The sequence below is a fragment of the Bradyrhizobium sp. JYMT SZCCT0428 genome (genome assembly GCF_018131075.1).
Taxonomy (GTDB): domain Bacteria; phylum Pseudomonadota; class Alphaproteobacteria; order Rhizobiales; family Xanthobacteraceae; genus Bradyrhizobium.
This window is the reverse complement of record NZ_JAFCLS010000021.1, coordinates 16,794-41,496: the sequence shown is the minus strand read 5'-3', so window position 1 is coordinate 41,496 and position 24,703 is coordinate 16,794. Positions and strand designations below refer to the sequence as shown.

The following is a 24,703-nucleotide window of genomic DNA, read 5'->3' as shown; positions in this document are numbered from 1 at the left end:
TGTTCGATATTTCCGTCTGTTATGGTAGAAACTACCAGCAGTGACGTATCATCCGGCATGATCTGCCACGGCAGTTCAGGAGAGGCCCATCATGATTGAAGGACAGGATCGACGATTGCTGACCCATCTCCAGAAAGATGGCCGCCGCAGCAACCAGGATCTGGCTGACGACGTCGGCATGTCGTCTTCGGCGTGCTGGCGCCGGGTGCGGGCGCTTGAAGAGTCCGGCGTCATTACCGGCTATGCGGCGCTGGTCGATCGGGAACGGGCCGGCTTCCTGACTTCAGCCATTCTGCATGTGTCGCTCGATCGCCACGACGCGACCTTCGTTACCCAGTTCGTCGCGCGCGTGAAGCGGCGCCCCGAGGTGCTCGAGTGCTTTGCGACGACGGGAGATGCTGACTATCACCTGCGCGTCGTCGTCGCCGACATGGCCGCCTACAACCGGTTTCTCGACGAGTTCATGTTCAAGATTCCCGGCATCCGTCACGTCCGCACCAATGTCATCCTCAAGGAGATCAAGTGCGACGTCGCGCTGCCATTCTGAGAGGGCTTGGGGCCGGGGAACTATCGTTGTTGCAGAACGTTTGTCTTCCGAATTTCGAAAGCCTGTTTTGATCACGGGAGAGCAAAATGATTCGTGCTGCCGCAGCAATTCTAGTGGGATCGTTGGTCATTGGACCTGCGGCCGCGCAATCGACGACGCCGTCAAGCGAAAAGCCGGAGACCAGTTGTACGACAACGGGCTCCGCGACCTCGGGACACGGCGATGAAAAGACGTCGAATTCAATGGCCGTGGAAAAGAGCGCGATCCTGCCCGATGCCGGCGGCGCCGATTCGGCCGCGCCCACCGTGCAGAGCGGCGGCAAGCCCATGCTGGTCCGAAAGGACTGCCCGCCGGATTCCAAACCGAAGGGATGAACGCATCGACGCGCCGTGCGAATGCTCGTTCTGCCTTCGCTAAGGAGCCGGCGCAAGGATGATGCCGGCCTACCTGTCGTGAGAACTACGTTCGATCAATCGCACTGCTCGTAGCCGGACGATTTGCATTTCTGCGCCTTCTCGCGCGCTTCGGTGACCTGTTGCGGGGTCAGCTCCTTGGTGAGCAAAGCGAGATCCTTCTTGGCCTCGGCATTGCCCTGCGCCGCCGCCACTTCATACCACATGTAGGCGCGAACGGTGTCGGGCGATTCCTCGCCGCTGGCCTTGTAGTAGAGGCTGCCGAGCAATGTCTGGGCCTGGGGGTTGCCTTGCTTGGCCGCGAGCCGGCTCCACTTCCGCGCTTCCTTTTCGCTCTTGGGAACGCCGAGGCCCATCCTGTGCATCACCGCGACCTTGTATTGCGCGACGGCATTGCCTTTTTCCGCGAGCGGCCGGAACAGCTTGATCGCCGCCGCATACTGCTTTTTTGCAAACGCGGCCGTGGCTTCCTTCAAGCTGTCGGCATGGGCAGCGGGTCCGTTGGCTGTCAGAGCGAACATGATCGCGGTCATCAATCCCAGATGTCTCAATAAGCGCACGATTTTCTCCCTTAAATGCTTTGAAGAAAAAATTATGACTCCCTCGTATCTCGAAAATCGGCGCGGCACAATCGCGTGGCCATCCCGCAGCTTCGGTGCGATGCAATGAACGCGTTTACTCAATGATAATGCGAGGTGGCGGCCGGCTTGCCGCGCCTGACGTGATCGTGGCCCAGACATCGCGGGCAATCGCGATGTAGTGGCGCGCATGAACGCCGTCAGGTTCGGTCGCGACCACCGGGCGGCCATCGTCAGACGTCTCGCGAATCTTGATATCGAGGGGTATCTCGCCGAGATACGGAATCCCGCGCCGTTCGGCGTCCTGCCGTGCGCCGCCATGGCCGAAGATCGGCGTGAGCTTCTGGCAGGCCGGGCAGCAGAACGCCGACATGTTTTCGATCAGACCGAGGATCGGGATGTTCACCTTCTCGAACATCGCGATGCCGCGCCGCGCGTCGATCAGCGCGATGTCCTGCGGAGTGGAGACGATCACCGCTCCGGCCAGCGGCGCCTGCTGCGCCATCGTGAGCTGCGCGTCGCCGGTGCCCGGCGGCAGGTCGATCACCAAAATATCGAGATCGCCCCACGCCACCTCGCGCAGCAATTGCGTGATCGCCGAGATCACCATCGCCCCGCGCCAGATCATCGCGAGGTCTTCCTCGACCAGAAAGCCGATCGACATCACCTTGACGCCAAACCGCTCCAGCGGCTCCAGCATGCGCGGGCCGACCTGGCGTGGCTTGCCGCGCAGCCCGAACAGTTTTGGCTGCGACGGGCCGTAAATGTCGGCGTCGAGGATACCGGCTTTCAGCCCGATGGCGGCGAAGCCGAGCGCGAGATTGCACGCGGTGGTGGATTTGCCGACGCCGCCCTTGCCGGACGCGACCGCGATCACGTGCTTGACGCCGGGAATGCCTGACGCGCGTGACATCGCGCGGGCTGCAGGGGCAGGCTGGGTGGCGGACACGGCGGGCTCCTTACGATCCAATGGGATCGCCCTTCTTGCCATCGCGCGCGCGCAAATAATCTTCGGTCGTCATCACCGGCGGCCGTTGCGGCGCCTCGTGCGGGTCAAAACCCTCATTGACCACGGCCTCGACGCGGCAATCCGCGCACATTTTGATGACATCGATCCGTTTGGCGTTGGCGCCCTGGAACATCCAGTGCTTCTCGCCGAGTTTTGCCAGTACGCGTTCTATCGAACTTTTGGTCCCGAACGGTTTGCCGCAGGCGATGCAGTTGAACGGTTCTTCCTCCTTGAGGACGCGCAGCGGCGCGTTCCATGCCGCAAAATCCAGCCGCGGCTCGAGCGTGATGACTTTTTCGGGGCAGGTCGCTTCGCAAAGCCCGCACTGCACGCACAGGCTTTCAGTGAAGCGCAGCATGGCACGATCGGGATTGTCCGATAGCGCGCCGGTCGGGCAGGCGGTGACGCAGGCGTGGCAGAGCGTGCAGCCTTCGACATTGAGATTGACGCCGCCGAACGGCGCGCCCGGCGCAAGCGGGACGCTATCCACCGGCGCGGGGGCTGCGAGGTGAAGTTCGCGAAACGTCGTTTCGAGCACGCTGCGTTTGGCGCCGCGCGGCACGAAGCCGGCCGGCTTTGGCGTCGCGACGCCGCCTGGCGCCGCATCGAGCATCGCGCGCAACTGGTCCGGATCGTCGGTCTCGAGGATGCGCACCAAGCCAGCGCCGAAGCCGAGCGCGGCAACCACGGTGTCGGACGTCTCTGTCGTCCGGCGCAGTCCGGCAATATCATGCCTGGGTTTGCCGCGCGTCAGGATCGCGACACCGTTGCCGCCATAGGCGAACACCGCGGCGATACTCTCCGGTCCGAGCTGCGTCACTTCATTGACGCGCAGCGGCAGCACATGGGCCGGCAGTCCGGCGCCGAACCTTGCCAACGCGTCGATAAGTGCGTCGCCATGCTCGCCGTCGTGGAACAGCACGATCGCGTTGTCGCCGCCGGCCTTGCGATAGGTCTGCAGCAGCGTGCGCAATCGCCGCATCAGCGCGTCTGCACTGGGCAGTGCATATGAAGCAGCACCGGTCGGACACACCGAGGCGCAGGCGCCGCAGCCGGCGCATACGTTGGCGTCGATCGCGACGGCCTTTCCGTTCGGCGTAATCGCGCCGGTCGGGCAGAGATCGAGGCAGCGCGTGCATCCGGTAATCCCCGAGCGCGAATGGGCGCAGAGCGCTTCCTCGAACTGAATGAAGCGCGGCTTGTCGAAGGTGCCGACCAGATTGCCCGCATCCGCAATCGCGCGCTCGACGGCGGCGCGGTCGCGCGGATCGGCGCGCAGATATCCCGGACGCAGTTCGTGCGCGGGAAACAGCGGCGTACCGCCGCTGAGATCGAGGATCAAATCGCAGGTCGACGTCGCGCCGTTGCGTGCGGGGCCGAACACGAGCTTGGCGCGCGAAGATGGCAGCGGCAGCGCGTAGTCGTCGACCGCAAGCTCAAACGCGCCGAGATGACCGCGGGCGTTGCGGATGGTGCCCCTGAGCACCGGAAACTCATTGCTCCGGCGCGGCATGACGTCGCCGGGTTTGCTCAGCAGCACGGTGATGTCGAGACGGTCGGCGAGGCGCTGCGCGGCGTCGATGGCGAGTTCGTCGCTTCCATAGATCAGCGCGACGCCGTTGCTTTCCAGCGTCACCATTGAGATGGGCGGCATGTCTTCCTGCGCGGCCGCGATCAGCGCCGCGGCTTTCGGACCGGCCGCCGCCGCATCGTTCGACCAGCCACCGGCTTCGCGGATGTTTGCAAAGGTGAGTTGGGCTTGCGGGAAATCCTCGGCAACTTCGCGGAACAGCGGCGCTTCCTGCGTGCAGGCCACCGTGATCGGCGCACCGTCGGCAAGCGCTTGCTTGAAGCGGTCGAGTTCGAGGCCGCAGAGCTGGTTGGCTTGCGTAATCTTCCCGGCGCAGCCACGGTTGATTGCCGGCACGTCGAGCGGCATGGTCTTCTCGCAACTGCAAATCAGAAGATGAGACGCCGTAGCCATCGTTAACTTCCTGAACCGGCGCGCACATCGCACGGTTCGTTTTCTGGTTCCGCTCGCGTTGCGAGCCCGACGGGGATAGCATACACCGGCGGATTGCAAAGCAATTTAGCAAAGCAACGCAGGATGAGCTTTTCGATGATATCGCGTCGCGGGGAAGCGGATCAGGCGCCCGATCTGCCCCCCGGTTATACTTTGGTCGCGTTACGCGAACTCGGCGATGCGTTTGCCCATGGATGCGAAATCGCGGCCGAAGCGGGCGCCGGAACGCTGGTCTGGGTGCGGCGCTACGACCTGGTCGAATTCGCCGTGGTGCTCGAACCCGACGAGCCCTTGAACTCGGCGCGCCGGGCGTTGTTCGCCGGCATGAACGCGCTGGCGGACGCGATCGCGGCGCATTGCCCGCCCGAACGGGACGTCAGTTTCGACTGGCCTGATGCGATCAGGTTCGACGCGGGATTGCTGGGCGGCGCGCGGCTCGGCTGGCCCGTCGATTGCGCGGAGACCGACGTGCCGAACTGGCTGGTTTTCGGCGTGATCCTGCGTGCCGCCGACATGGTGCATCTCGACGAGGTGCAGGCCGCGGCCGGCGTTTCGATGCTGGGCGCAGGCTTTGAGATGGTCGATGCCGACGCGATCATCGGCAGCTTCGCCCGCCATCTGATGACCGCGTTCGATCGCTGGAACGAGCGCGGTTTTGAGGCCATCGCCCGGGATTATCTGGAGCGGCTTCCGGGGCGCAAGGCAGGCGAGATCAGGGCCATCGACGTCAATGGCGATCTGCTGGTCAAGCTGCCCGCCGGCAGCGGGCCGCCCGATCGATCCAGCCTCGTGGATGCGCTGGCGAAAGCGGACTGGTATGATCCGCAATTGCGCGGTCCGAAGTTCGGATGAGGCTGACATGCTGAAGCTGCCGCGAACCATCAGGCTCGACCCATCGGACACGTTTGTTTTCGAGCGTGCCGCGGAACCCGGGGAATGGGCGGTTTCCGGCGCGTTCGTGTTCTGGAACCAGGATTCGGCTGATCTGGCGCAGAAGCAGCGCGTGGCGCTGCGTTCCGGATTTCTCGGGATCGAAAGTCTGGGATGGTCGACGCTGGCAATCGTGACCGAGGCGACGGAAGCGGAGCGGCAAGCCGCAGTCGATCGGCTTGCTGCGCAATTGCTGGAGAAGTTCGGCGCGCCGGATCTGAAAGCCGCGCGCGGCGCCGCCGAAGAAGAGGTCGCGTTTGCGGCTTCGCTGTGCGATCACCCGGCGCAGACCTTGCTCGCCGTGCAACGCAGCATCGAGGACGGAGAAATCCGCGAGCGCTTTCGCACCCTCAAGCCGCGCGAAGCCGCAGGCGATGCCGACCGGTTGCACGCCCATGCCAGCGCTTTTACCTTTCATGAGATCGAAGGCGACGATGAACCTGCCGAGGAGGTCGACCTGCTGGGATTGATGGGAACTGAACAGAAAACCGGAAATCGCAAATGAGAGAATTCTGGGTCGCCTCCGGCCATCATCTGACGCGGCGCGCCGATCACGGCGGGCTGATTGCGACGCCCGAACTGATCATGGCCTATCTGGCGCGGCCCGAATTGATGCCGCCGGAGGACGCCTGCGAAGCCGAGCGGAACCTGCACGCGGGCCTGTTGGCCGATCCGCTCCGTTCGGTTTCGAAAGCCGATATCGCGGCGCTCGCCGATCCCGATGCGCGCGAGAACTGGACCTTTATGATGAATTTTCGCGATCGGCTGGTCGCGGCTCCGTCACTCGAGGCGGTCTATGTGAATATCGCCCGCAATGGCGCCGGCGACCTGCCGCCGATCTTCGTCTCGCAGCTCTGCCATCTGATCCTGCGCAACGCGCTCGAGGGCTGCGACGATCCCTACATGCTGCGTGCGGCCGAACTGTTCTATCGCAGCCAGCAGGCGGCGTTTCATGAGGGCACGCTGTTGCTTGCGGACGCCGAAATCGTCGAGGCGCAGCAACAGGCCGAACATGACCTGCATGCGTCGCCGCTGACAGCGATGCTGGCGCCGCCAAAGGCGTTCGGCGAGATGGATGTGATGGACGACGAGAACGCCTGGACCTATTGGTCGCGTTCGGATGCGCATGCGATGGTCATGAACATCGGCGGCAATGCGAAGGCGCGTGCCGGGCTTTGCCGGGTGATCGAACGATGGATCGCCCATCTGCTCGATGTAACCGTCAGCGTCGAGACGGTTCCTTCGATCGAAGACCGTGACTGGCGCTGGTTTGTCGGTCTCGACAGCGAGGGCACTAAAATCGGCAATGCGCTGTGGAACGGCACGTCGGTGGACGCCAACGCCGCCGAGCGCATTGTCGCGCTGATGCGCCTGACCATCGCGGATACGCGGCTGGTGGATGAACGCGTCGGCAGCAAGCCGGTTTACCTCATTCTGGCAATGGGCGCGGATAAGGTCGTGCGCCTGAAGCCGCAAAATCTGGTCGCCGGGCTGCCGCTCGCGCCAAAGGCGAATGTGGCATGACCGGCCGGTGCACGGAGGATTGCGCATGGCGATGACCGCATCCCGCGAAGTGGGTGTGGTGGTGCGGCGCCGCGCCGTCGATAATCCATGGATCGATCATATGTGGTCGCCGGCGATGGTGCTCGACGAGGTGCCGGCAACCGCGCCATGGACCGTGCTGTCCACTGAACCGGATGCGACGATGTATTACGCGGGCGCCGCCAGCATCGACCTGTTCAGTTCCGACACCGCCAATTACCGCGACAATCTCGCCGACGGCGAACCGCGCATCTGGGTCGCGCTGCGGCGACAGGCCGGCGGATCCGAACTGGAGTTGACAAAAATCACGGCCGATCCGACCGAAGGGGAGGCGATCTTCGAAAGCGGTTGCGACGTCATCGGCACGGTTCCGATGTCTCCGGAGATCGCGGCCTGGATCGCCGCCTTTGTCGACGAGTTTCATGTCGAGCGGGTGTTCCACAAACGCAAGCGCGATCGTGCCGGCGGCGACCGCCCGCGTGGACCGAAGGATCGCGGCCCGAACGAAGGGACAGGGCGCGCATGAGTGCTCCGGACCAGGGCGACGACAAGGGCTTTTTGGCGCGATGGTCGCAGCGCAAGCAGGAGGCCAAGGAAGAGATAAAGCAGCCCGAGCGCGAAGCGCCCGTTGCCGATGCCGAAATCGCTGCTGCTCCGGCGACTGAGGCCGAGGCTGAGGCTGAAAAGGAGGCTGCGCCGGAGTTCGATCTCTCCAGCCTGCCGTCGCTCGAAGAATTGACGGCGGAGACGGATATCACCGGCTTTCTGCGCAAGGGCGTTCCTGAGCATCTGCGCAATGCGGCTTTGAGAAAATCCTGGGCGCTGGATCCCGCGATCCGCAACTACGTCAATCCCGCACTGGAATACGCGTATGACTGGAACACGCCGGGCGGCGTGCCGGGCAACAGCGAACTCGGCGCGGGCATCGATATCGCCCGGATGGTCACCCAGATCATGGGCACCGGCGAAGCCCCGGCCGAGCCGCCGGTTGCCGCCGAGGTCCCGGCGGAGATTGCCATGGACACTGAATCTTCCGGCCAGCCAAAGCCGGATCTGCCGGATCAGCCGCTGCGATTGAGCGGTCAGCCGGAGCCAGTAGAGCCGAATCCTGTGAGGGACGACGCGGGAGCCAGCCTCGGACCAGTGCAGGAAGCGATCTCCGTGGCTTCCGATTCTGCTGCACCGCAACAGCCGGTGCGACGCCATGGCTCGGCAAAACCTGTTGTTTAGACAAAAGTTTTCGAGACATAGGCAAAGCCTATGATACAAATTTAGGACTGGAATAATTCCAGTTCTAATTTGTATGCCCGATTAAGAGGCATCGGACACAGGATACGGGACACTGGGCGCGAGGCTGGGGAGATGTCGGGTTCACCATGCGTGACGCCGGACTGGAACAGGCAATCAGGGCAGCGGGTGGCGTCGCGTCGTTAGCGCGAGCGATCGGCATTGCGCAGCCTTCGGTTTCATCATGGTCGCGGATTCCCGCCGAGCGGGTTCTCGCGGTCGCGGCCTTGACGCGCGTCGAGCGTTCCGTGCTTCGCCCCGATCTCTATGGATCATCCGAGGCTCAGGTGTCATCCAACTTGTCAGCGAAACCGGAAATCGACGAGATCGATCAGCTGCGCGCCGCGGAATACGGCTTGCTGTCGCTGCTGCTCGGCAAGGCGCCGGACGCGGGCACGCTGGCGCGGGTCGCGCTATTGAAGGGCGACGCCTCCGATCTCGGCATGGCGCATGTCGAACTCGCCGTGGCCGCGTCGGCTGTGGACGACCGCGCCGCCAGCAAGGAATTCTTCGACCTGTTCATCGGGCTCGGGCGCGGCGAGCTGCTGCCCTATGCCTCCTATTACCTGACCGGCTTCCTGCACGAGCGCCCGCTGGCGCGTGTGCGCGAAGATCTGGACCTGCTCGGCATCGAGCGTGCCGGCCCCTCGCGCGAGCCGGAAGATCACATCGCGATTCTTCTTGAGGTGATGGCGGGACTGGCGCGCGGCGACTTTGAGGCTCCATTCGCCGAACAGGCGCGCTTCTTCGACCGGCATCTCAAGCCGTGGGCGGCACGGATGTTCGCCGATCTGGAGATGTCCGGGACCGCCAAATTCTACCGTGCCGTTGGCCGCGTCGGCCGCGTGTTTATGGAACTGGAAGCCGAGGCCTTCACGCTGTCCGAGTGACGCGCAAAGGCAACTGAACGTTTGAAGTGGAGGAGACCGCGATGAGCAAACCATCCGACAAGGCGCCGGCCGACAAGCCGCTCGATGCCAAGGGGCTCGATCGCCGCCGTTTGTTCATGATGGGCGGATCGGCAGTCGCTGCGGCAGCCGTGGTGCCGCTGGCGGGAGGAGAGGCGGTCGCGGACGAGGCGCAGGGCGAGCGCATCAAGGCCCGCTACAAGGAAACCGATCACGTCAAGAATTTCTACCGCGTCAACCGCTATTGATGGGAACACGCACATGTTGATGAAGCGAAAAGACGGATCCGCAGGCAAGGCGCGTTTGCAAGGCGTCGCCGCCGGCCTGGCTTCAGGGGTTCTCGACCGCCGCACGTTCCTGCGCCGATCCGGTCTGGCTGCAGGCGCCGGCGCCGCCCTCGGCTTGATGCCGCTCGGCTCGGTGCGCAAGGCAGAGGCCGGTCCGAAAATCGTCGGCGCGCCGACGGAAATCAAAAAGAACATCTGCACGCATTGTTCGGTCGGCTGCACCGTGATCGCCGAAGTGCAGAACGGCGTCTGGGTCGGCCAGGAGCCGGCGTGGGACAGCCCGATCAACCGCGGCTCGCATTGCGCCAAGGGTGCGTCCGTGCGCGAGCTCGTGCACGGCGATCGCCGCCTGAAATACCCGATGAAGCTCGTCAACGGCGAGTGGCAGAAAATATCGTGGGACGTCGCCATCAACGAGATCGGCGACAAGATGCTGGAGATCCGCGCCAAGTCGGGCGCGGATTCCGTCTATCTGCTCGGTTCCGCGAAATTCTCCAATGAGGGCGGCTATCTGTTCCGCAAATTCGCGGCGTTCTGGGGCACCAACTCCATCGACCACCAGGCCCGCATCTGTCATTCGACCACCGTCGCCGGCGTCGCCAATACCTGGGGCTACGGCGCGATGACCAATTCCTACAACGACATGCGCAACTCGAAGACCATCGTCTTCATGGGCTCGAACGCCGCCGAAGCGCATCCGGTGTCGCTGCAGCACATCCTGACCGGCAAGGAGATCAACCGCGCCAACGTCTTCGTGCTCGATCCGCGCTTCACCCGCACCGCGGCCCACGCCACCGAATATGTGCGCTTCCGCAGCGGCACCGACATCGCGGTGATCTGGGGCATGCTGCACCACATCTTCGCCAACGGCTGGGAAGACAAGGAATACATCAAGCAGCGCGTTTACGGCATGGACCAGATCCGCGCCGAAGTCGCCAAGTGGACGCCGGAAGAGGTCGAGCGCGTCACCGGTATTCCGGGCGAACAGGTCAAGAAAGTCGCCGAGACCTTTGCGAAGCAGAAGCCGTCGGCGTTCGTCTGGTGCATGGGCGGTACCCAGCACACCGTCGGCACCGCCAACGTCCGCGCCTATTGCACCCTGCTGCTGGCGACCGGCAATGTCGGCACCTTCGGCGGCGGCGCCAACATTTTCCGCGGCCATTGCAACGTGCAGGGCGCCACCGATATCGGCCTCGATATCGTGACGCTGCCGCTGTATTACGGCCTCGTTGAAGGCGCCTGGAAGCACTGGGCGCGGGTCTGGGAGGTCGAATACGATTATCTGCAGGCGCGCTTCGACGAAGTGCCGGCCAAGGCGGGCCGTCCGGCCCGCACCCGCAAGCAGAACATGGAATTGCCGGGCATCCCGTGGACCCGCTGGTTCGACGCGACGCTGGCCAATCCTGATGATGTCGATCAACGCGACATCATCAAGGGCGTGGTCATCATGGGGCATGGCGGCAATACCATCCCGCGCATGACCGAGATGGTGAAGGGCCTCGAGAAGCTCGAACTGCTCGTGGTCGCCGATCCGCATCCGACAACGTTCGCGGCGATCTCGGAGCGCAAGAACGGCACTTATCTGTTGCCGGCCTGCACCCAGTTCGAAACCTCGGGCTCGCGCACCGCTTCCAACCGGTCGCTGCAATGGGGTGAGCAGATCGTCAAGCCGATCTTCGAATCCAAGGACGATTACGAGATCATCTACCTGCTTTCCAAGAAGCTCGGCTTCGCCGACCCGATGTTCAAGAACCTCAAGGTGGAGAACAACCGTCCGTCGCCGGAAGAGCTGCTGCGCGAAATCAACCGCGGCGGATTCTCGACCGGCTATTCCGGCCAGTCGCCGGAGCGGCTGAAGGCGCATATGAAGAACCAGGGCAAGTTCGACCTGGTGACCCTGCGCGCCAAGGCCGACGAGCCTGAAATCGGCGGCGACTATTACGGCCTGCCGTGGCCGTGCTGGGGCACGCCGGAGATCAAGCATCCGGGAACGCACACGCTCTATAACACCAACCTGCACGTCAAGGACGGCGGCGGCACGTTCCGGGCGCGGTTCGGCGTCGTCTATGAAGAGAAGCAGCCGGACGGTTCGGTAAAGAACGTCAACCTGCTGTCGGAAGGCTCCTACAGCAAGGGTTCTGAACTCACCGACGGCTATCCGGAGTTTACCTACGGCGTGCTGAAGAAACTCGGCTGGGACAAGGACCTCACCGCGGCCGAACTGGCGACGATCAACAAGATCGGCGGCAACAATCCCGACGGTGTCGGCTGGGCCGTCGACCTGTCGGGTGGCATCATCCGCGTTACGCTCGAACATGGCGTGATGGCCTATGGCAACGGCAAGGCCCGCGCGGTGGCGTGGAATCTGCCGGATCCGGTGCCGGTCCATCGCGAACCGATCTACACTTCTCGCCCCGAACTCGTCGCCAAATACCCGACGCGCCCGGATGGCCGCCAATTCCGGATGGCCAATCTCGGCTTTTCGGTTCAGAAGGCCGCGGTGGACAAGGGGCTTGCCAAGCAATTCCCGATCATCCTCACGTCGGGTCGTCTCGTCGAATATGAAGGCGGCGGCGAGGAAACCCGGTCGAACAAATGGCTTGCCGAATTGCAGCAGGACATGTTCGTCGAGGTCAACACATCGGATGCTGCCGAACGCGGCATCAAGGATGGCGGCTGGGTCTGGGTTTATGGCCCGGAGAACTCATCGAAGGCTCGCGTCAAGGCGCTGGTCACCGACCGCGTCGGCAAGGGCGTCGCATTCATGCCGTTCCACTTCTCCGGCTGGTTCCAGGGCGTCGACCAGCGCAGCAAATATCCAAAGGGCAGCGATCCGATCGTGCTCGGCGAAAGCGTGAACTCGATCACGAGCTACGGCTACGATCCGGTCACCGGCATGCACGAGGGCAAGGTGACCCTGTGCCAGATTCAATCGGCGTGAGGGGAGAATAGATCATGGCTCGCGTCAAATTTCTCTGTGATGCCGACCGTTGCATTGAATGCAACGCCTGCGTGACGGCCTGCAAGAACGAACATGAAGTGCCGTGGGGCATCAATCGCCGCCGCGTCGTCACCATTAATGACGGCAAGCCCGGCGAACGCTCGGTGTCGATGGCCTGCATGCATTGCACCGATGCGCCATGCGCCGCCGTCTGTCCGGTGTCGTGCTTCTACACCACCGCCGACGGTGTGGTGCTCCACTCCAAGGACCTGTGCATCGGCTGCGGCTATTGCTTCTACGCGTGCCCGTTCGGCGCGCCGCAATATCCGAAAGTCGGCAATTTCGGTTCGCGCGGCAAGATGGACAAGTGCACCTATTGCGCGGGCGGGCCGGAAGCGGACTCCACCCCGGCCGAATACGCCAAATACGGCGCCAATCGTCTGGCCGAAGGCAAGCTGCCGATTTGCGCCGAGATGTGCTCGACCAAGTCGCTGCTCGCCGGCGACGGCGCCATCATCGCCGAAATCTACAAGGAGCGCGTGATGAAGCGCGGTTACGGTTCGGGCATGTGGGGCTGGAAAACGGCTTACGCGGATTCACCGACCGGCTGATGCCTTGGCCGTCGCGCGGGGCGCGGCGGCGCACATGTCACGAGAAACGGGAAGGTCACGGGCCTATGCCAAGCTCTCTTTCACACCTCCGGGCGCTATGCGCCGCCATCGCGTTGCTGTTTGTGTTCGCGCATCCCGCCGCCGCGCAGCTGACGTTCAAGCCGACCGCTGAAGCTGTTCAGGAAGACAAACTCCTGAACGCGCTGAAGGAGGGCGACAAGATCACCGGGCGGATATCGATCCCGGATACCATGGCCTCCAGCCTGATCCAGCCCGCGGGCCGCGACTGGCGCGATTTTCAGCGCAGCAAGCTGCCGATCATCGGCGGCGTCGCCATCCTTGGAATGATCGTGCTGCTGGCGATCTTCCTGGCGGTGCGCGGCAGGATTCGCGTCGATCACGGTTTTTCCGGCACCAAGATCTTGCGTTTTGCGAGCTTCGAACGCTTCACCCATTGGCTGACGGCGAGCTGTTTCGTCGTGCTGGCGCTGTCGGGGCTCAACATCAGCTTCGGGCGGGTCCTGATCATGCCGCTGTTCGGCGCCCAGGCGTTCGCGACCATGTCGGGCTGGGCCAAGATCGCGCACGATTATCTGGCGTTTCCGTTCATGCTTGGCCTCGCGATCATGTTCCTGATCTGGATCAAGGATAACATCCCCGGGAAGCTCGACTGGCAATGGATCAAGCAGGGCGGCGGGATCCTGGCCAATGGCAAGCATCCGCCGGCCAAACGCTTCAATGCCGGCCAGAAGGGCATCTTCTGGATCGTGATCATCGGCGGCGCGCTGATGTCGGTGTCGGGCTGGTTCATGCTGTTCCCGTATCTTCCGGCCAATGTCACGGCGTTGCAATTCTGGACCGTGATCCATGCGGTGATCGCGATGCTCTTCATCGCGGCCATGCTGGCCCACATCTATATCGGTTCCGTCGGGATGGAGGGTGCGTTCGATGCGATGGGCACCGGCGAGGTCGACCTGAACTGGGCCAAGGAGCATCACGCGCTCTGGGTCGCGGAGGAGCAGGCCAAGGGCCGTGCGCCGTCGAAAGATGGCACGCACGCCGTGGCGGCCGAATGACGATACGGGTACCGAGCAGTTCGAGGGAAATACGATGAAGAGCTTTCTGGCGGCTTTGGCGTTTGCGGCGATCGCCGCGTTCTGCGTGTCGTCCGTGCTCGACACCATTCAGCAGTCGAGTTCGGTTGCCTACACCACCAGCGGGGCGAGGGTCGGCGATCCCGGTAAAAATCTGATCGGGCCGAACTGATTTTTGGCTCGGATGTTGAACGCTCCCAAGGAAGTTAAGGCAGTTGCGGCGTGGCCGGTGGAAATCCGGCTGGTGAAGGACCGCCGCGCCCTTCACGTCACCTTCGACGACGGTGCGGATTTCAACCTGTCGGCCGAACTGCTCCGGGTGACCAGTCCGTCCGCCGAAGTCCAGGGGCATTCCGAAGCGCAACGCAAGACGGTCGGCGGCAAGCGCAACGTGACCATTCTCTCCGTCGATCCCGTCGGCAATTACGCCGTGCGGCTCGGCTTCGACGACATGCACAATACCGGCATCTATTCCTGGGCGTTCCTGCACGATCTCGGCAGCAACGCCGAGCGGCGTTTTCAGGATTATCTCGACGAGCTCCAGGCCAAGGCCCTCGATCGCGACAAACCGGGCATGCGCTGATCCCATTCAGCAATGCTTGCCTTGACGGCGACACGAACGGACGAAACGATCGCCGCAGATGATCCGTGCTCACACCATCTCCCGCCTCATAGCACTGACCTGGGCCGCTCTGCTGGTCCTGCCGGCCTTTGGCACCAGCGCCGCCCACGCGCAGTTGCGCGGCCATGGCGGGCCGGTGCGGGCCTTGGCGATTTCACCCGACGGCGCGAGCGTCATTTCAGGCAGCTTCGATTCAACCGCGATCCGCTGGTCGTTGACGACAAATGCGGCCGAGCAGGTGCTCCGTTTCCACGCCGACGCCGTCAACGCGGTGGCGTTGCTCCGGGACGGACGGGCCGCGACGGCGGGCGCCGATGGCCGCATTGCGATCTGGACCGCCGGCAACACCCGGCCCGACGCGGTGCTGGAAGGCCATACCGCGCCGATCGCAGCCCTTGCGGTTTCGCCCGACGGCGCAACATTGGCCTCCGTGTCGTGGGATCAAACGGTGCGCCTGTGGCCGCTCGCGGGCGGCGCGCCGCGCGTGCTGGAAGGGCATACCCAGAACGTCAACGGCGTCGCCTTTTCGCCCGACGGCCGCACGCTGGTCAGCGTCAGCTACGATCAGAGCGTTCGCATCTGGCCGCTGGCGGGCGCGTCGCCGCCGACAGTCATTGCGATGCCGAGCCCGCTCAACGCGGTGGCGATTGGCCGTGATGGCGAAATCGCGGCCGGAGGCGCCGACGGCAAACTGTATTTTCTGCGCAGCGACGGTGCGCGCGCCGGTGACGTTGAAACCGGCCCGAGGCCTGTGATCTCGATGGCGATCTCGCCCGACGGCGCGTGGGTCGCGGCCGCCGGTATTGGTGGCGCGGTCGCGGTGATCGATCGCAAGACGCGCAATCTGGCGCGCACATTGGTAGGTCCCGGGCTGCCGGTCTGGTCGGTGGCGTTTCTGCCTGATAGTCGCACGCTGCTCACCGGCGGCGCTGACAGCACCATCCGCCGCTGGAACGCGGTGACCGGAGATCCCGTCGATCCCTTGCTGTTTGAACACACGGCAGACCCGCTGGCCGCGTATGCCGGCGACCGCGGCGCGGATATTTTTCGTGCCTGCGTCGCCTGCCATACGCTAGGTGCTGATCAGGCCAACCGGGCAGGGCCGACGCTGGCCGGCCTGTTCGGCCGGCGCATTGCGACCTTGCCGGGATATGATTTTTCCGACGCGCTCAAGCGGCTCGATATCGTCTGGACGCCGGAAACGGTTTCGAAATTGTTCGAGATCGGGCCTGCGGCCTACACGCCGGGCACCAAGATGCCCGAGCAGCGCATCGGTTCCGAACAGGACCGTGCCGCTTTGGTGCAGTTCCTGGAGCGCGCCACGAAGCGGTAGCAACCCCGACTATTGGCTGCGGGTATTCCGGGCCGGGGCTTCCGTTTTCGCTGTGATCGATTCAAGCAACCAGCTCTTGAACGAGAGCATCGCAGACGATGGTCGCCGGGAGTGCAGCGACGTTATCCAGTAGTCGCCGAGCGTTACTTCGGTCTTGAACGGACGTACCAGCCGCCGCTCAAGGACCTCGTCCCGAAACATCTCCGCCGGCAACAACGCAACGCCGGCACCGCGCGCTGCCACGCTGGCGATCGTGATCGATGAATCGAACACCATTCCCTTGATGACGGGACTGAGCAGTCCCGCCGCGGCAAACCAGCGCGACCATTCATCCTGCCGATAGGAACGCAGCAGCTCCTCGCGTTTGAGATCGGCCGGCCTTTTCAGCCGGCGGGCCACTGCCGGCGCGCAGAACGGAGTAAGCGGCGCCGCCATCAGGTGGATCGCCTCCGTACCGTGCCAGAGGCCGTCGCCAAACCTAATGGCGTAATCGAGGCCTTCGCCCGCTATGTCGACGCGATTGTTGTTGACGAACAGGCGCAAGTCGATCCGCGGATGCGCCTTCCTGAAACTGTCGAGCCGCGGCAGCAGCCACCCCGACGCGAAGGTGCCGACGACGCCGATCGTGATGACGTCCTGGTAGCGACCGTCTTCAAAACGATTGAGCGCTTCGTTGAGGCGCCCGAAGGCTTCGACGATGCTGGGAAGCAGTAACTGTCCTTCGTCGGTCAGCGCGACGCCGCGCGGAAGCCGGCGAAACAGCTGCGCGCCAAGCCTGTCCTCCAGCGCTTTCACCTGCTGGCTGACGGCGGCCTGCGTTACGCGGAGCTCAAGCCCGGCACGGGTGAAACTCAGGTTGCGCGCCGTCGCCTCAAAGGCCCGTAGCGCATTCAGCGGAAGGTGTGAAAGCTTCGTCCTGCGGCGCATTGCTCGTCCCTAGTTTTTCTAATGCCTGCGTTCAAAACTGATCGTTTGTCAAGACGGCGCCTTCTGGGCACGTTCCCGCCCGCAACCCAGAGGGATTCGAATGATCAGCAGGAGACAGTTTCATCTCGGTTTCGGGGCAGGACTGATAGCCGCTGATATCAGCGGCTTACCAGGACCGGCACGCGCAGCGGCCACGGATCAACGGCTGATCGACGAGATCAGGCGTCTGGAGAGCGAGAGCGGTGGCCGGCTCGGCGTTTGTGTGCTGGAAACGGCAACCGGTGCACGTCATGTCCACCGGGGCGACGAGCGCTTCCCGATGTGCAGCACCTTCAAGGCGCTGGCGGCCGCGGCGGTGCTGGCGCGGGTGGATGCCGGGAAGGAGCAATTGACGCGGCGGCGCATCACCTTCGACGCATCCGCGATCGTGGTGAATTCACCGGTGACCGAAAAGCACGTCGGGGGCGACGGCATGACGCTCGCTGAAATCTGCGAGGCGGCGATGACACGGAGCGACAACACTGCCGGCAACCTGCTGCTCGCCAGCATCGGCGGACCTCCGGAGCTGACGGCCTTCGCGCGAGGGCTCGGCGATCAGGTCACGCGGCTCGACCGGAATGAACCTTCGCTCAACCAGGCGCTGCCCGACGATCCCCGCGATACCACGACACCCAATGCGATGGTTTCGAATTTCGAGAAACTTGTCCTTGGGACCGGAGCGTTGTCGGCTGCGTCGCGCGAACAGCTGACGGCGTGGCTGGTCGCGAACAAGACCGGCGAAACCCGATTGCGCGCAGGGTTTGCGAAAGGCTGGCGTGTCGGTGACAAGACCGGCGCCGGTGACCATGGCACGAACAATGACGTTGCCGTGGTGTGGCCTCCCGACGGCGCCCCTGTCATCGTCGCGGCCTATTTGACGGGCGCCAGCGTTCCCAGCGCGCAACAAAACGCCACCATCGCTTCGATCGCGCGAGCGGTCGCGGCGATGAGATCGGGCTAGGTGCGGAATGCGAGCAAACCTCTCGGCGGCAACGGCGGGCGGACTATCGATAGCCGTCGTCGCTGTATGCCTTGTGATGCCGAGTTCGGTTCCATCGCTTGCGTCGAACGGGATGTTCACCAGGCGTCCGGCATTCTCGGAAGCGGACCAGCCTGTGCGGAGGGCCGCCGGGTGTGGAGAGGTGAGGCCGATGGCGGATGGCCTTCCCGAACTCGACTACCGGATCGACCTTTCGGTGGTCGGCAGTCTTACGGCGGTGAAGACAGATGGAGCGTTGTGGTATCTCGTGCTGTGTTCTCCGCCCGATGTCCGGATTATGTGCGTGACCTACCAGTCCAACGGCATGGAAGCCGGTGACAGGATTATCGTGAAAGGCGGATACCAACGACGCGATGACGATCACATCCTCCTGGATCCTTGTTTGGCGAGCAGGCCGGAGCCGTGATCTGGTTCCCGAGTGCGGTGCAAGCGAGATCGCAGCCGGGCCGAACGGCGCGACGCCGGCTCTGAAGTTCGGCCTGCGGCCTACATACCAGGCACCAAGATGCCCGAGCAGCCCATCGGTTTCGAGCGTGCCGTTTTGGTGCAATTCCCGGGGCGCTAGAGAAAGCGTGAACGCTGTCTGTGACTCAGTTCACATCCGCGCTTCGGGCCTCACGCTAAGAGACAGACGGGGTGGGCTTCTCCGAACGGAGGTTTGCCATGAACCGTTTGATGATCTCTGGATTCATTGCGGTCGCGTTGCTTGCCGCTACCATCACCATGTTGCCGTCGCACTCGCTTTGGGGCCATCGCTCCACCGGGACAACCGGTCTGGCGTCATCGCAGCAACGTTCCGTTTCGACTACGGCGAACAAGCTCCCGATCGAGGAGTTCGAGGATATGTCGTTCGTCTTTTCGCACCCGCCCAAGCGCTGAAAGGCGCGGACGGCATGATTCTTGGGTCGTGACTTCGCGAACATTGGCGCGTGAATTTGCATCACGACGCGCTTATTTTCGCCGGAAAGCCACGTCGCCCAAGACACAGCGCCCAAGGCACGGCGTTCACCACGTGAGCGCATGGCTTGCCCATTGACGCCGGCAAGTCGGCATAGGACATTTCGATCAACGCGCGATCAACGTGCGAGCGATCGGAAGCCGGGCCATGAATGTCACCCATTTCAAGAATTTCGAAATGCTCGACCCGGAGGTCGGGGAGTTACGCGGCGGCCATGAACTGGTGGTCGAAGGCGACACGATCCGGGAAGTCTCGGCCAAACCGATCAAGCTCGCAAACACCAGCGTGATCGACTGCGGCGGACGCACGCTGATGCCCGGCCTGATCGACAGCCATGTCCATGTGGTGCTGTCCGAGGTCGTGATCCGCAACATGGAGAGCGTGCCCCTGACGCTGATGACGGCGCGCGCCGCCCGTCTGATGCACAGGATGCTCGACCGCGGCTTCACCAGTGTGCGCGATACCGGCGGCGCCGATTGGGGCCTGAAGGAGGCGACGGACAAGGGGCTGATACCGGGGCCGCGGCTGTTCATCGCCGGGCGTGCGATCGGTCCGACCGGTGGCCATAGCGATGCACGTCGTCGCACCGATTTTGGTTCGCGCTGCCATTGCTGCAACGCCATGTCGTTTTCCATGGGCGTCGCGGACGGCATCACCGAGGTCCGCCGCGCGGTGCGCGAGGAGATGCGGCAGGGCTGTGACCAGGTCAAGATCATGATGTCCGGCGGCGTGGCGTCACCCTACGATCCGCTCGACAGCCTGCAGTTCTCGGTCGGCGAGGTCGAGGCCGCCGTGCAGGAAGCGCACGCCTTTGGCCGCTATGTCTGTGCGCACGCCTATACGCCGGAAGCGATCACGCGCGCGGCGCACGCCGGCGTTCGCACCATCGAGCACGGTAATCTGATCGACGATGCCTCGGCCAGGCTGATGGCCGAGAAGGGCATGTTCCTGGTTGCCAATCTCGTCACTTACTTCGAGATGAAGAAGCATGCCGCCGAGTACGGCATGAATTCGGACATGCTGGCCAAGAACGACCTCGTGATCGATGGCGCTTTAAAATCGCTCGAAATCTGCAAGCGCCACGGCGTCCCGGTCGCCTACGGCACCGATCTGCTCGGCGAACTGCAGGTGGCGCAGTCGGAGGAGTTTTCGCTGCGGGCGCAGGTGCTGTCGCCGGCGGAGATCATCCGCTCCGCCACCACGATCGGCGCAGAGGTCACCCGCATGGAGGGCAAGATCGGCTGCCTGAAGCCGGGCGCGTTTGCCGACCTGCTCGTCGTCGACGGCGATCCCTTGAAGAACCTGAAACTGTTCGCGGACCAGGGCCAACACCTTTCAATCATCATGAAGGCCGGGCGCTTCCACAAGAATCGGCTGCAGTGAGCCTGCCAGTGTCCCAGCAAATTCTGTTCAAGAATTTCGAACTGCTCGAACCCTCGTTCGGCGAGCTCCGCGGCGGCTATCAGATGCTGGTCGAGGGCGATTCCATCAAGGAACTCAGCACGACGCCGATCAAGGCGGCCGAGCCCACGGTGATCGACTGCGGCAAGCGCACCTTGATGCCGGGGCTGATCGACTGCCACGTCCACGCCATCCATAGCGAAGTCAATGTCCGCTTCATGGAGGCGTTGCCGCTGACGCTGGTCACCGCGCGCGCCGCGACGCGTTTGCGCGCCATGCTCGACCGCGGCTTCACCACCGTGCGCGACACCGGCGGCGCCGATTGGGGCATCAAGACCGCGATCGAAACCGGGCATATCACCGGCCCACGGCTCTACATCGCCGGCCAGTCGATCGGCCCCACCGGTGGCCATTCGGATTCGCGCCGGCGTACCAACCGCTTCAACAGCAGCAACAACGAGTGCGTCTGCTGCAACGGCCTGCAATTCAAGTCCGCGATCGCGGATGGCGTGGACGAGGTCCGCAAATCCGCGCGCGAGCAGATGCGCCAGGGCGCCGACCATGTGAAGATCATGATGTCCGGCGGCGTCGCGTCGCCTTACGATCCGCTCGACAGCCAGCAATTCTCGGATGGCGAGGTCAGCGCGGCGGTGGAGGAGGCGACTGCCTTCGGCCGCTACGTCTGCGCGCACGCCTATTCCGCCGAATCCATCACCCGCGCCGCGCGGCTCGGCGTCCGCACTATCGAGCATGGCAATCTGATCGATGATGCTTCCGCCAAGCTGATGGCCGAAAAGGGCATGTTCCTGGTGGCCAACCTCGTCACTTATTACGCCATGAAGGATCGCGCAAAACAGTTCGGCATGATCGGCGAAAGCCTCGCCAAGAACGAAATCGTGCTGCAGGGCGGGCTGAAATCGCTGGAGATCTGCAAGCGCCACAATATTCCTGTCGCCTATGGCAGCGACCTGCTGGGCGAGCTGCACTGGGACCAGTCCAAGGAGTTCACCATCCGCCAGGAGGTGGTCTCGCCGATCGAGATCATCCGTTCGGCGACCACGATCGGCGCCGACGTGCTGCGCATGCCGGGCAAGGTGGGGACTTTGCAGGCAGGTGCCTTCTCCGACGCCATTCTGGTCGACGGCAATCCGCTGAAAGACCTTGCGCTGCTTGGCGATCAAGGCAAACATCTCTCCCTGATCATGAAGGCCGGCATTTTGCATAAGAACCGGCTGAACTAATCGAAGGCTCCCACAAAGAGGCGATCTTGACCGTCGTACCCCGATGGACCTCATCACGCGTTGTCGGCCGGATGGCGCTCGGGACGGCGGCTGGCGTGTCGCTTGCATATATCCTGCTGCCGATGTTCTTCGTGATCTGGCTGGCATTCTTCGCACAGGAAATTCCGTCATTCCCCCCGGAAGGCTATTCGCTGAAATGGTTTCGCGCTGTTCCCGGCAATGACAGGTTCGTCAAGGGATTCTTCCTTAGCCTGCAGGTCGCCGTGATCGCCACGTCGATCGGTTTGGCGATCGGCATTCCTGCCGCCGTCTGCCTGGTGCGCGGGCGTTTTGCCGGGCGCGAGGCGGTGAACAATCTGCTGTTGCTGCCGCTGATCGTGCCGGGCATCGTGCTCGGCATCGCGCTCTACGTCTTCCACGTCGAAACCGAGATCGTTACCGGATGGCCCATCCTCGGTTCACTCGGCGGCCTGGTCGCCGGTCACGTCCTGATCGCGATCCCCTGGACGGTGCGCCTGATCACCGCGAGCCTCGTCGGGATGGACCGCGCCGTCGAGGAAGCCGCGCAGAGCCTCGGCGCCGACCGCCTGACCACGTTCCGGCGCATCACGCTGCCTGGCATTTTGCCGGGCATCGTCGCGGCCGCTCTGTTCGGCTTCATCGCCTCGTTCGGGAATCTGGAAATGAGTCTGTTCCTGGTCGGTCCCGGCCGCACCACGCTGCCGATCGCGATCCTGCAATATCTCGAATGGAAGATCGACCCGACGATTGCCGCGGTATCGGTACTGCAGATCCTGTTTATCGGCGGGGCCATGCTGCTGACCGATCGCTTCGTCAAGATCGGTCGCGTGGTCTGAGCATGGCGCGTCTGCAATTAACCGGCATCACCAAGCGCTATGGCGACTTCAAGGCCGCCGATGACGTGTCGCTCGACATCGCCGATGGCGAGTTCCTCGTCCTGCTCGGCCCGTCCGGCTGCGGCAAGACCACGACCTTGCGCATCATTGCCGGCTTCATCGAGCCGACATCGGGCAGCGTGCGCGTGGGCGATCGCGACATTACTTCGCTGCCGCCATGGAAGCGCAACACCGGCCTCGTGTTCCAGAGTTATGCGCTGTTTCCGCATATGACGGTGGCCGAGAACGTCGCGTTCGGCCTCGAAATGCGCAAGATACCGAAGGCGGAGATGGCGCCGAAGATTGCGGAAGCCTTGCGCCTGGTGCGACTCGATCATCTCAGCGACCGGCTGCCGCGACAATTGTCCGGCGGCCAACAGCAACGCGTGGCGCTGGCCCGGGCGCTGGTGTTTCACCCCGATGTGCTGCTGCTCGACGAGCCCTTGTCCAATCTCGACGCCAAGCTGCGCCAGGACGTGCGCGTCGAAATCCGCGAACTGCAGCGCAAGCTCGGTCTGACCACGGTCATGGTGACGCACGACCAGGAGGAGGCGCTCACCATGGCCGACCGCCTCGTCGTCATGAGCGAGGGCCGCATCCGCCAGATCGGCTCGCAGCAGGATCTCTATGAACGGCCTTCGGAAAAATTCGTCGCGGATTTCGTCGGCCGCTCCACCTTCATCGATGGCCGCATGGATGGCCCCGGGCGCTTCATCTCGGCCGGCGGCATCGTCGTCGCCTGCGAAGGGACCGCTACCGGCAGCGCTTCGCTGGCGCTGCGGCCCGAACGGCTTGCACTGATGTCGGCTGCGGCGCCTGCGATGGACAACAGTTTTCCAGGCTCCGTGGAGTTCATCTCCTATCTCGGCTCGCAGGTGGATCTGCATGTCCGCCTGTCGCCCAAGGAGCGTGTCATCGTGCAGATCCAGAACCGGCCGGAACAGCCGTTGCCGGTGATCGGAGAACAGGTCCGTATCGGCTGGAGCAAATCGACAGGCCGCGTATTTCAATCATAATATCTCTGCCAACCAACATCCCGGAGGCATCCACCATGACCAGCTCGAAATCCCGCCGTGAAGTCCTGCTCGGTGCCGCAGCCCTTGCCGGTACCGCCAGCCTGCCACGCATGGCGTCGGCGCAGGCCAAAGGCCGCATCGTTGTCGGTACCTGGGGCGGCGACTACGCCCGCCTGCTCAACAAGAATATCGAGGCGCCGATCCTGATCAAGGATGGCTGGGAGGTGGTGCAGGACCAGGCTGGCGATCCCGAGCGGCGCTCGAAGATGCTCGCCGAGATGCGGCTGCCGCGCGGCACGACTGATGTGCAGGGTCTTTCGGCCATCAACATGTTCCAGATGCACGACGCCGGCAGTGTGCTGCCGATCGACTACGGCAAGCTCAAGAATGCCGGCAATCTGCTGCCGGGGATGAAATATCCCTACGGCGTCGGCCATATCTATTCGGGCAAGGTCGGCGTCTACAATCCGAAGGTAATCACAACAGCGCCGGTCAGTTACAAGGACGTGTTCGATCCCAAGCAAGGCAACAAGCTCGGCATCATCGACATCCAGTATCAGTACACGTTGGTCTGCGCGGCGCTCGCTGCCGGCGGCAAGGTCGATGATCTCGAGCCCGCCAAGAAACTGCTACTGGAGTGCAAGAAGGCCGGCATGCGGATCTATCCGACCAACGAGGCGTTTGCGCAAGGCCTGAAGTCGGAGGAATTCGGCCTCGGCGTGATGTGGAAAGCGCGCGTCGTGCAATGGCAGAACGCGGGCATTTCAGTGACATCGATGACCCCAACCGAAGGCGCACTGGCCTATGTCTCGGGCTTCGTCATCCCGAAAAACTCGCCCAACAAGGAAGGCGCCTACGCCTATCTTGACGCCATGCTGGACAAGAGCGCGCAGGAAGCGTTCGCCGTCGACATGGGTTACAATCCCACGGTCAGCAACGCCGTGGTCGCGCCCGATCTCAACAAGCGCATCGGCTTCACCCCGGACGAGGTCAAGAAACTGGTCGATCTCGACTACAACTATCTCAACAAGAACGACGTCGCGCTCAAGGAATGGTGGGACAAGGAACTGAAGGGCTGAGCGGGCTTTAGCGAAGCAGCC

26 protein-coding genes and 1 pseudogene are annotated in these 24,703 nt (G+C 63.4%); 23 read left to right on the top strand and 4 right to left on the bottom strand.

The features are described 5' to 3' along the window. Nucleotides 1–91 precede the first annotated feature (91 nt). Both JQ575_RS22065 and JQ575_RS22060 read left to right on the top strand, forming a co-directional pair. Entirely contained in the window at nt 92–547 is a 456-nt protein-coding gene (locus JQ575_RS22065; RefSeq protein ID WP_192734397.1) for an Lrp/AsnC family transcriptional regulator, read from the top strand. Nucleotides 548–633: 86 nt separating this feature from the next. After that, complete coding sequence (locus JQ575_RS22060; RefSeq protein WP_212035260.1) at nt 634–921, top strand: hypothetical protein; 288 nt, start codon at nt 634–636, stop codon at nt 919–921. Between the two features lie 95 nt (nt 922–1,016). Here the strand turns inward: JQ575_RS22060 and JQ575_RS22055 are convergent, their stop codons facing one another. The 3 genes and pseudogenes from JQ575_RS22055 to JQ575_RS22045 form a co-directional block, all read right to left on the bottom strand. Beyond that, nucleotides 1,017–1,520 carry a tetratricopeptide repeat protein gene (locus JQ575_RS22055; protein WP_312015988.1) on the bottom strand — a complete coding sequence of 168 codons (504 nt, stop codon included), beginning with the start codon at nt 1,518–1,520 and terminating at the stop codon, nt 1,017–1,019. Nucleotides 1,521–1,635: 115 nt separating this feature from the next. Further along, nucleotides 1,636–2,535, bottom strand: a pseudogene (locus JQ575_RS22050) (Mrp/NBP35 family ATP-binding protein); the annotation flags it as partial. Next, a complete protein-coding gene (locus JQ575_RS22045; RefSeq protein WP_249166809.1) occupies nt 2,498–4,531 on the bottom strand; it encodes a 4Fe-4S binding protein in 2,034 nt (677 codons plus the stop codon). The gene JQ575_RS22045 and the pseudogene JQ575_RS22050, both read right to left, overlap by 38 nt. A gap of 135 nt (nt 4,532–4,666) precedes the next feature. On the opposite strand from JQ575_RS22045, the gene JQ575_RS22040 reads away from it, so the two are divergent. The 13 genes from JQ575_RS22040 (at nt 4,667) to JQ575_RS21980 (ending at nt 16,125) form a co-directional block, all read left to right on the top strand. Then, nucleotides 4,667–5,422, top strand: coding sequence for a biotin/lipoate--protein ligase family protein (locus tag JQ575_RS22040; RefSeq protein ID WP_212035259.1), 756 nt, complete (start codon nt 4,667–4,669; stop codon nt 5,420–5,422). 7 nt (nt 5,423–5,429) lie between these two features. Then, entirely contained in the window at nt 5,430–6,005 is a 576-nt protein-coding gene (locus tag JQ575_RS22035) for a DUF6505 family protein (RefSeq protein ID WP_212035258.1), read from the top strand. Beyond that, nucleotides 6,002–7,024, top strand: coding sequence for a DUF6352 family protein (locus JQ575_RS22030; protein ID WP_212035257.1), 1,023 nt, complete (start codon nt 6,002–6,004; stop codon nt 7,022–7,024). The genes JQ575_RS22035 and JQ575_RS22030 overlap by 4 nt, the downstream gene beginning before the upstream one ends. A 25-nt stretch (nt 7,025–7,049) precedes the next feature. Beyond that, the gene (locus JQ575_RS22025) at nt 7,050–7,568 is read left to right on the top strand and encodes a DUF3305 domain-containing protein (RefSeq protein WP_249166808.1); all 519 of its coding nucleotides are present in this window, start codon (nt 7,050–7,052) and stop codon (nt 7,566–7,568) included. Further along, entirely contained in the window at nt 7,565–8,272 is a 708-nt protein-coding gene (locus JQ575_RS22020; protein ID WP_212035256.1) for a DUF3306 domain-containing protein, read from the top strand. Before JQ575_RS22025 ends, JQ575_RS22020 begins: the two co-directional genes overlap by 4 nt. A 146-nt stretch (nt 8,273–8,418) precedes the next feature. Next, nucleotides 8,419–9,219, top strand: coding sequence for a molecular chaperone TorD family protein (locus JQ575_RS22015; RefSeq protein WP_212035255.1), 801 nt, complete (start codon nt 8,419–8,421; stop codon nt 9,217–9,219). A 41-nt stretch (nt 9,220–9,260) separates the two neighbouring features. Next, entirely contained in the window at nt 9,261–9,485 is a 225-nt protein-coding gene (locus JQ575_RS22010; protein ID WP_212035254.1) for a hypothetical protein, read from the top strand. Between the two features lie 13 nt (nt 9,486–9,498). After that, on the top strand, nt 9,499–12,465 hold the full coding sequence (locus JQ575_RS22005) for a formate dehydrogenase subunit alpha (RefSeq protein WP_212035253.1): 2,967 nt from the start codon (nt 9,499–9,501) through the stop codon (nt 12,463–12,465). Nucleotides 12,466–12,479: 14 nt separating this feature from the next. Next, nucleotides 12,480–13,076: a formate dehydrogenase FDH3 subunit beta gene (fdh3B, locus tag JQ575_RS22000; RefSeq protein ID WP_100418683.1), complete on the top strand. Its 597-nt coding sequence runs from the start codon at nt 12,480–12,482 to the stop codon at nt 13,074–13,076. A 65-nt stretch (nt 13,077–13,141) separates the two neighbouring features. Beyond that, complete coding sequence (locus JQ575_RS21995) at nt 13,142–14,152, top strand: formate dehydrogenase subunit gamma (RefSeq protein ID WP_212035252.1); 1,011 nt, start codon at nt 13,142–13,144, stop codon at nt 14,150–14,152. 34 nt (nt 14,153–14,186) lie between these two features. Next, nucleotides 14,187–14,342, top strand: a complete 156-nt coding sequence (locus JQ575_RS21990; protein WP_192734409.1) for a hypothetical protein — start codon at nt 14,187–14,189, stop codon at nt 14,340–14,342. Nucleotides 14,343–14,354: 12 nt separating this feature from the next. Further along, nucleotides 14,355–14,753 (top strand): gamma-butyrobetaine hydroxylase-like domain-containing protein, encoded by a 399-nt coding sequence (locus JQ575_RS21985; RefSeq protein ID WP_212035251.1) that lies wholly within the window; start codon nt 14,355–14,357, stop codon nt 14,751–14,753. A gap of 58 nt (nt 14,754–14,811) precedes the next feature. Next, entirely contained in the window at nt 14,812–16,125 is a 1,314-nt protein-coding gene (locus JQ575_RS21980) for a c-type cytochrome (RefSeq protein ID WP_212035250.1), read from the top strand. A 9-nt stretch (nt 16,126–16,134) separates the two neighbouring features. On the opposite strand, the gene JQ575_RS21975 is transcribed toward JQ575_RS21980, so the two are convergent. Next, nucleotides 16,135–17,052, bottom strand: coding sequence for a LysR substrate-binding domain-containing protein (locus tag JQ575_RS21975; protein ID WP_212035249.1), 918 nt, complete (start codon nt 17,050–17,052; stop codon nt 16,135–16,137). A gap of 100 nt (nt 17,053–17,152) precedes the next feature. Between JQ575_RS21975 and bla the strand changes: the two genes are divergently transcribed. The 8 genes from bla (at nt 17,153) to JQ575_RS21935 (ending at nt 24,682) form a co-directional block, all read left to right on the top strand. Then, nucleotides 17,153–18,052, top strand: a complete 900-nt coding sequence (gene bla / locus JQ575_RS21970) for a class A beta-lactamase (protein ID WP_212035248.1) — start codon at nt 17,153–17,155, stop codon at nt 18,050–18,052. A gap of 190 nt (nt 18,053–18,242) precedes the next feature. Beyond that, nucleotides 18,243–18,497, top strand: a complete 255-nt coding sequence (locus JQ575_RS21965) for a hypothetical protein (protein WP_212035247.1) — start codon at nt 18,243–18,245, stop codon at nt 18,495–18,497. Nucleotides 18,498–18,754: 257 nt separating this feature from the next. Beyond that, nucleotides 18,755–18,970 carry a hypothetical protein gene (locus JQ575_RS21960; protein WP_212035246.1) on the top strand — a complete coding sequence of 72 codons (216 nt, stop codon included), beginning with the start codon at nt 18,755–18,757 and terminating at the stop codon, nt 18,968–18,970. A 226-nt stretch (nt 18,971–19,196) separates the two neighbouring features. After that, the gene (locus JQ575_RS21955) at nt 19,197–20,432 is read left to right on the top strand and encodes an amidohydrolase family protein (RefSeq protein ID WP_212035245.1); all 1,236 of its coding nucleotides are present in this window, start codon (nt 19,197–19,199) and stop codon (nt 20,430–20,432) included. Between the two features lie 8 nt (nt 20,433–20,440). Next, on the top strand, nt 20,441–21,691 hold the full coding sequence (locus JQ575_RS21950) for an amidohydrolase family protein (RefSeq protein ID WP_312015987.1): 1,251 nt from the start codon (nt 20,441–20,443) through the stop codon (nt 21,689–21,691). A gap of 26 nt (nt 21,692–21,717) precedes the next feature. After that, nucleotides 21,718–22,548, top strand: a complete 831-nt coding sequence (locus JQ575_RS21945; RefSeq protein WP_249166807.1) for an ABC transporter permease — start codon at nt 21,718–21,720, stop codon at nt 22,546–22,548. Between the two features lie 2 nt (nt 22,549–22,550). Further along, nucleotides 22,551–23,603: an ABC transporter ATP-binding protein gene (locus tag JQ575_RS21940; RefSeq protein WP_212035244.1), complete on the top strand. Its 1,053-nt coding sequence runs from the start codon at nt 22,551–22,553 to the stop codon at nt 23,601–23,603. Nucleotides 23,604–23,638: 35 nt separating this feature from the next. Then, nucleotides 23,639–24,682, top strand: a complete 1,044-nt coding sequence (locus JQ575_RS21935; RefSeq protein WP_212035243.1) for a PotD/PotF family extracellular solute-binding protein — start codon at nt 23,639–23,641, stop codon at nt 24,680–24,682. Nucleotides 24,683–24,703 lie beyond the last annotated feature (21 nt).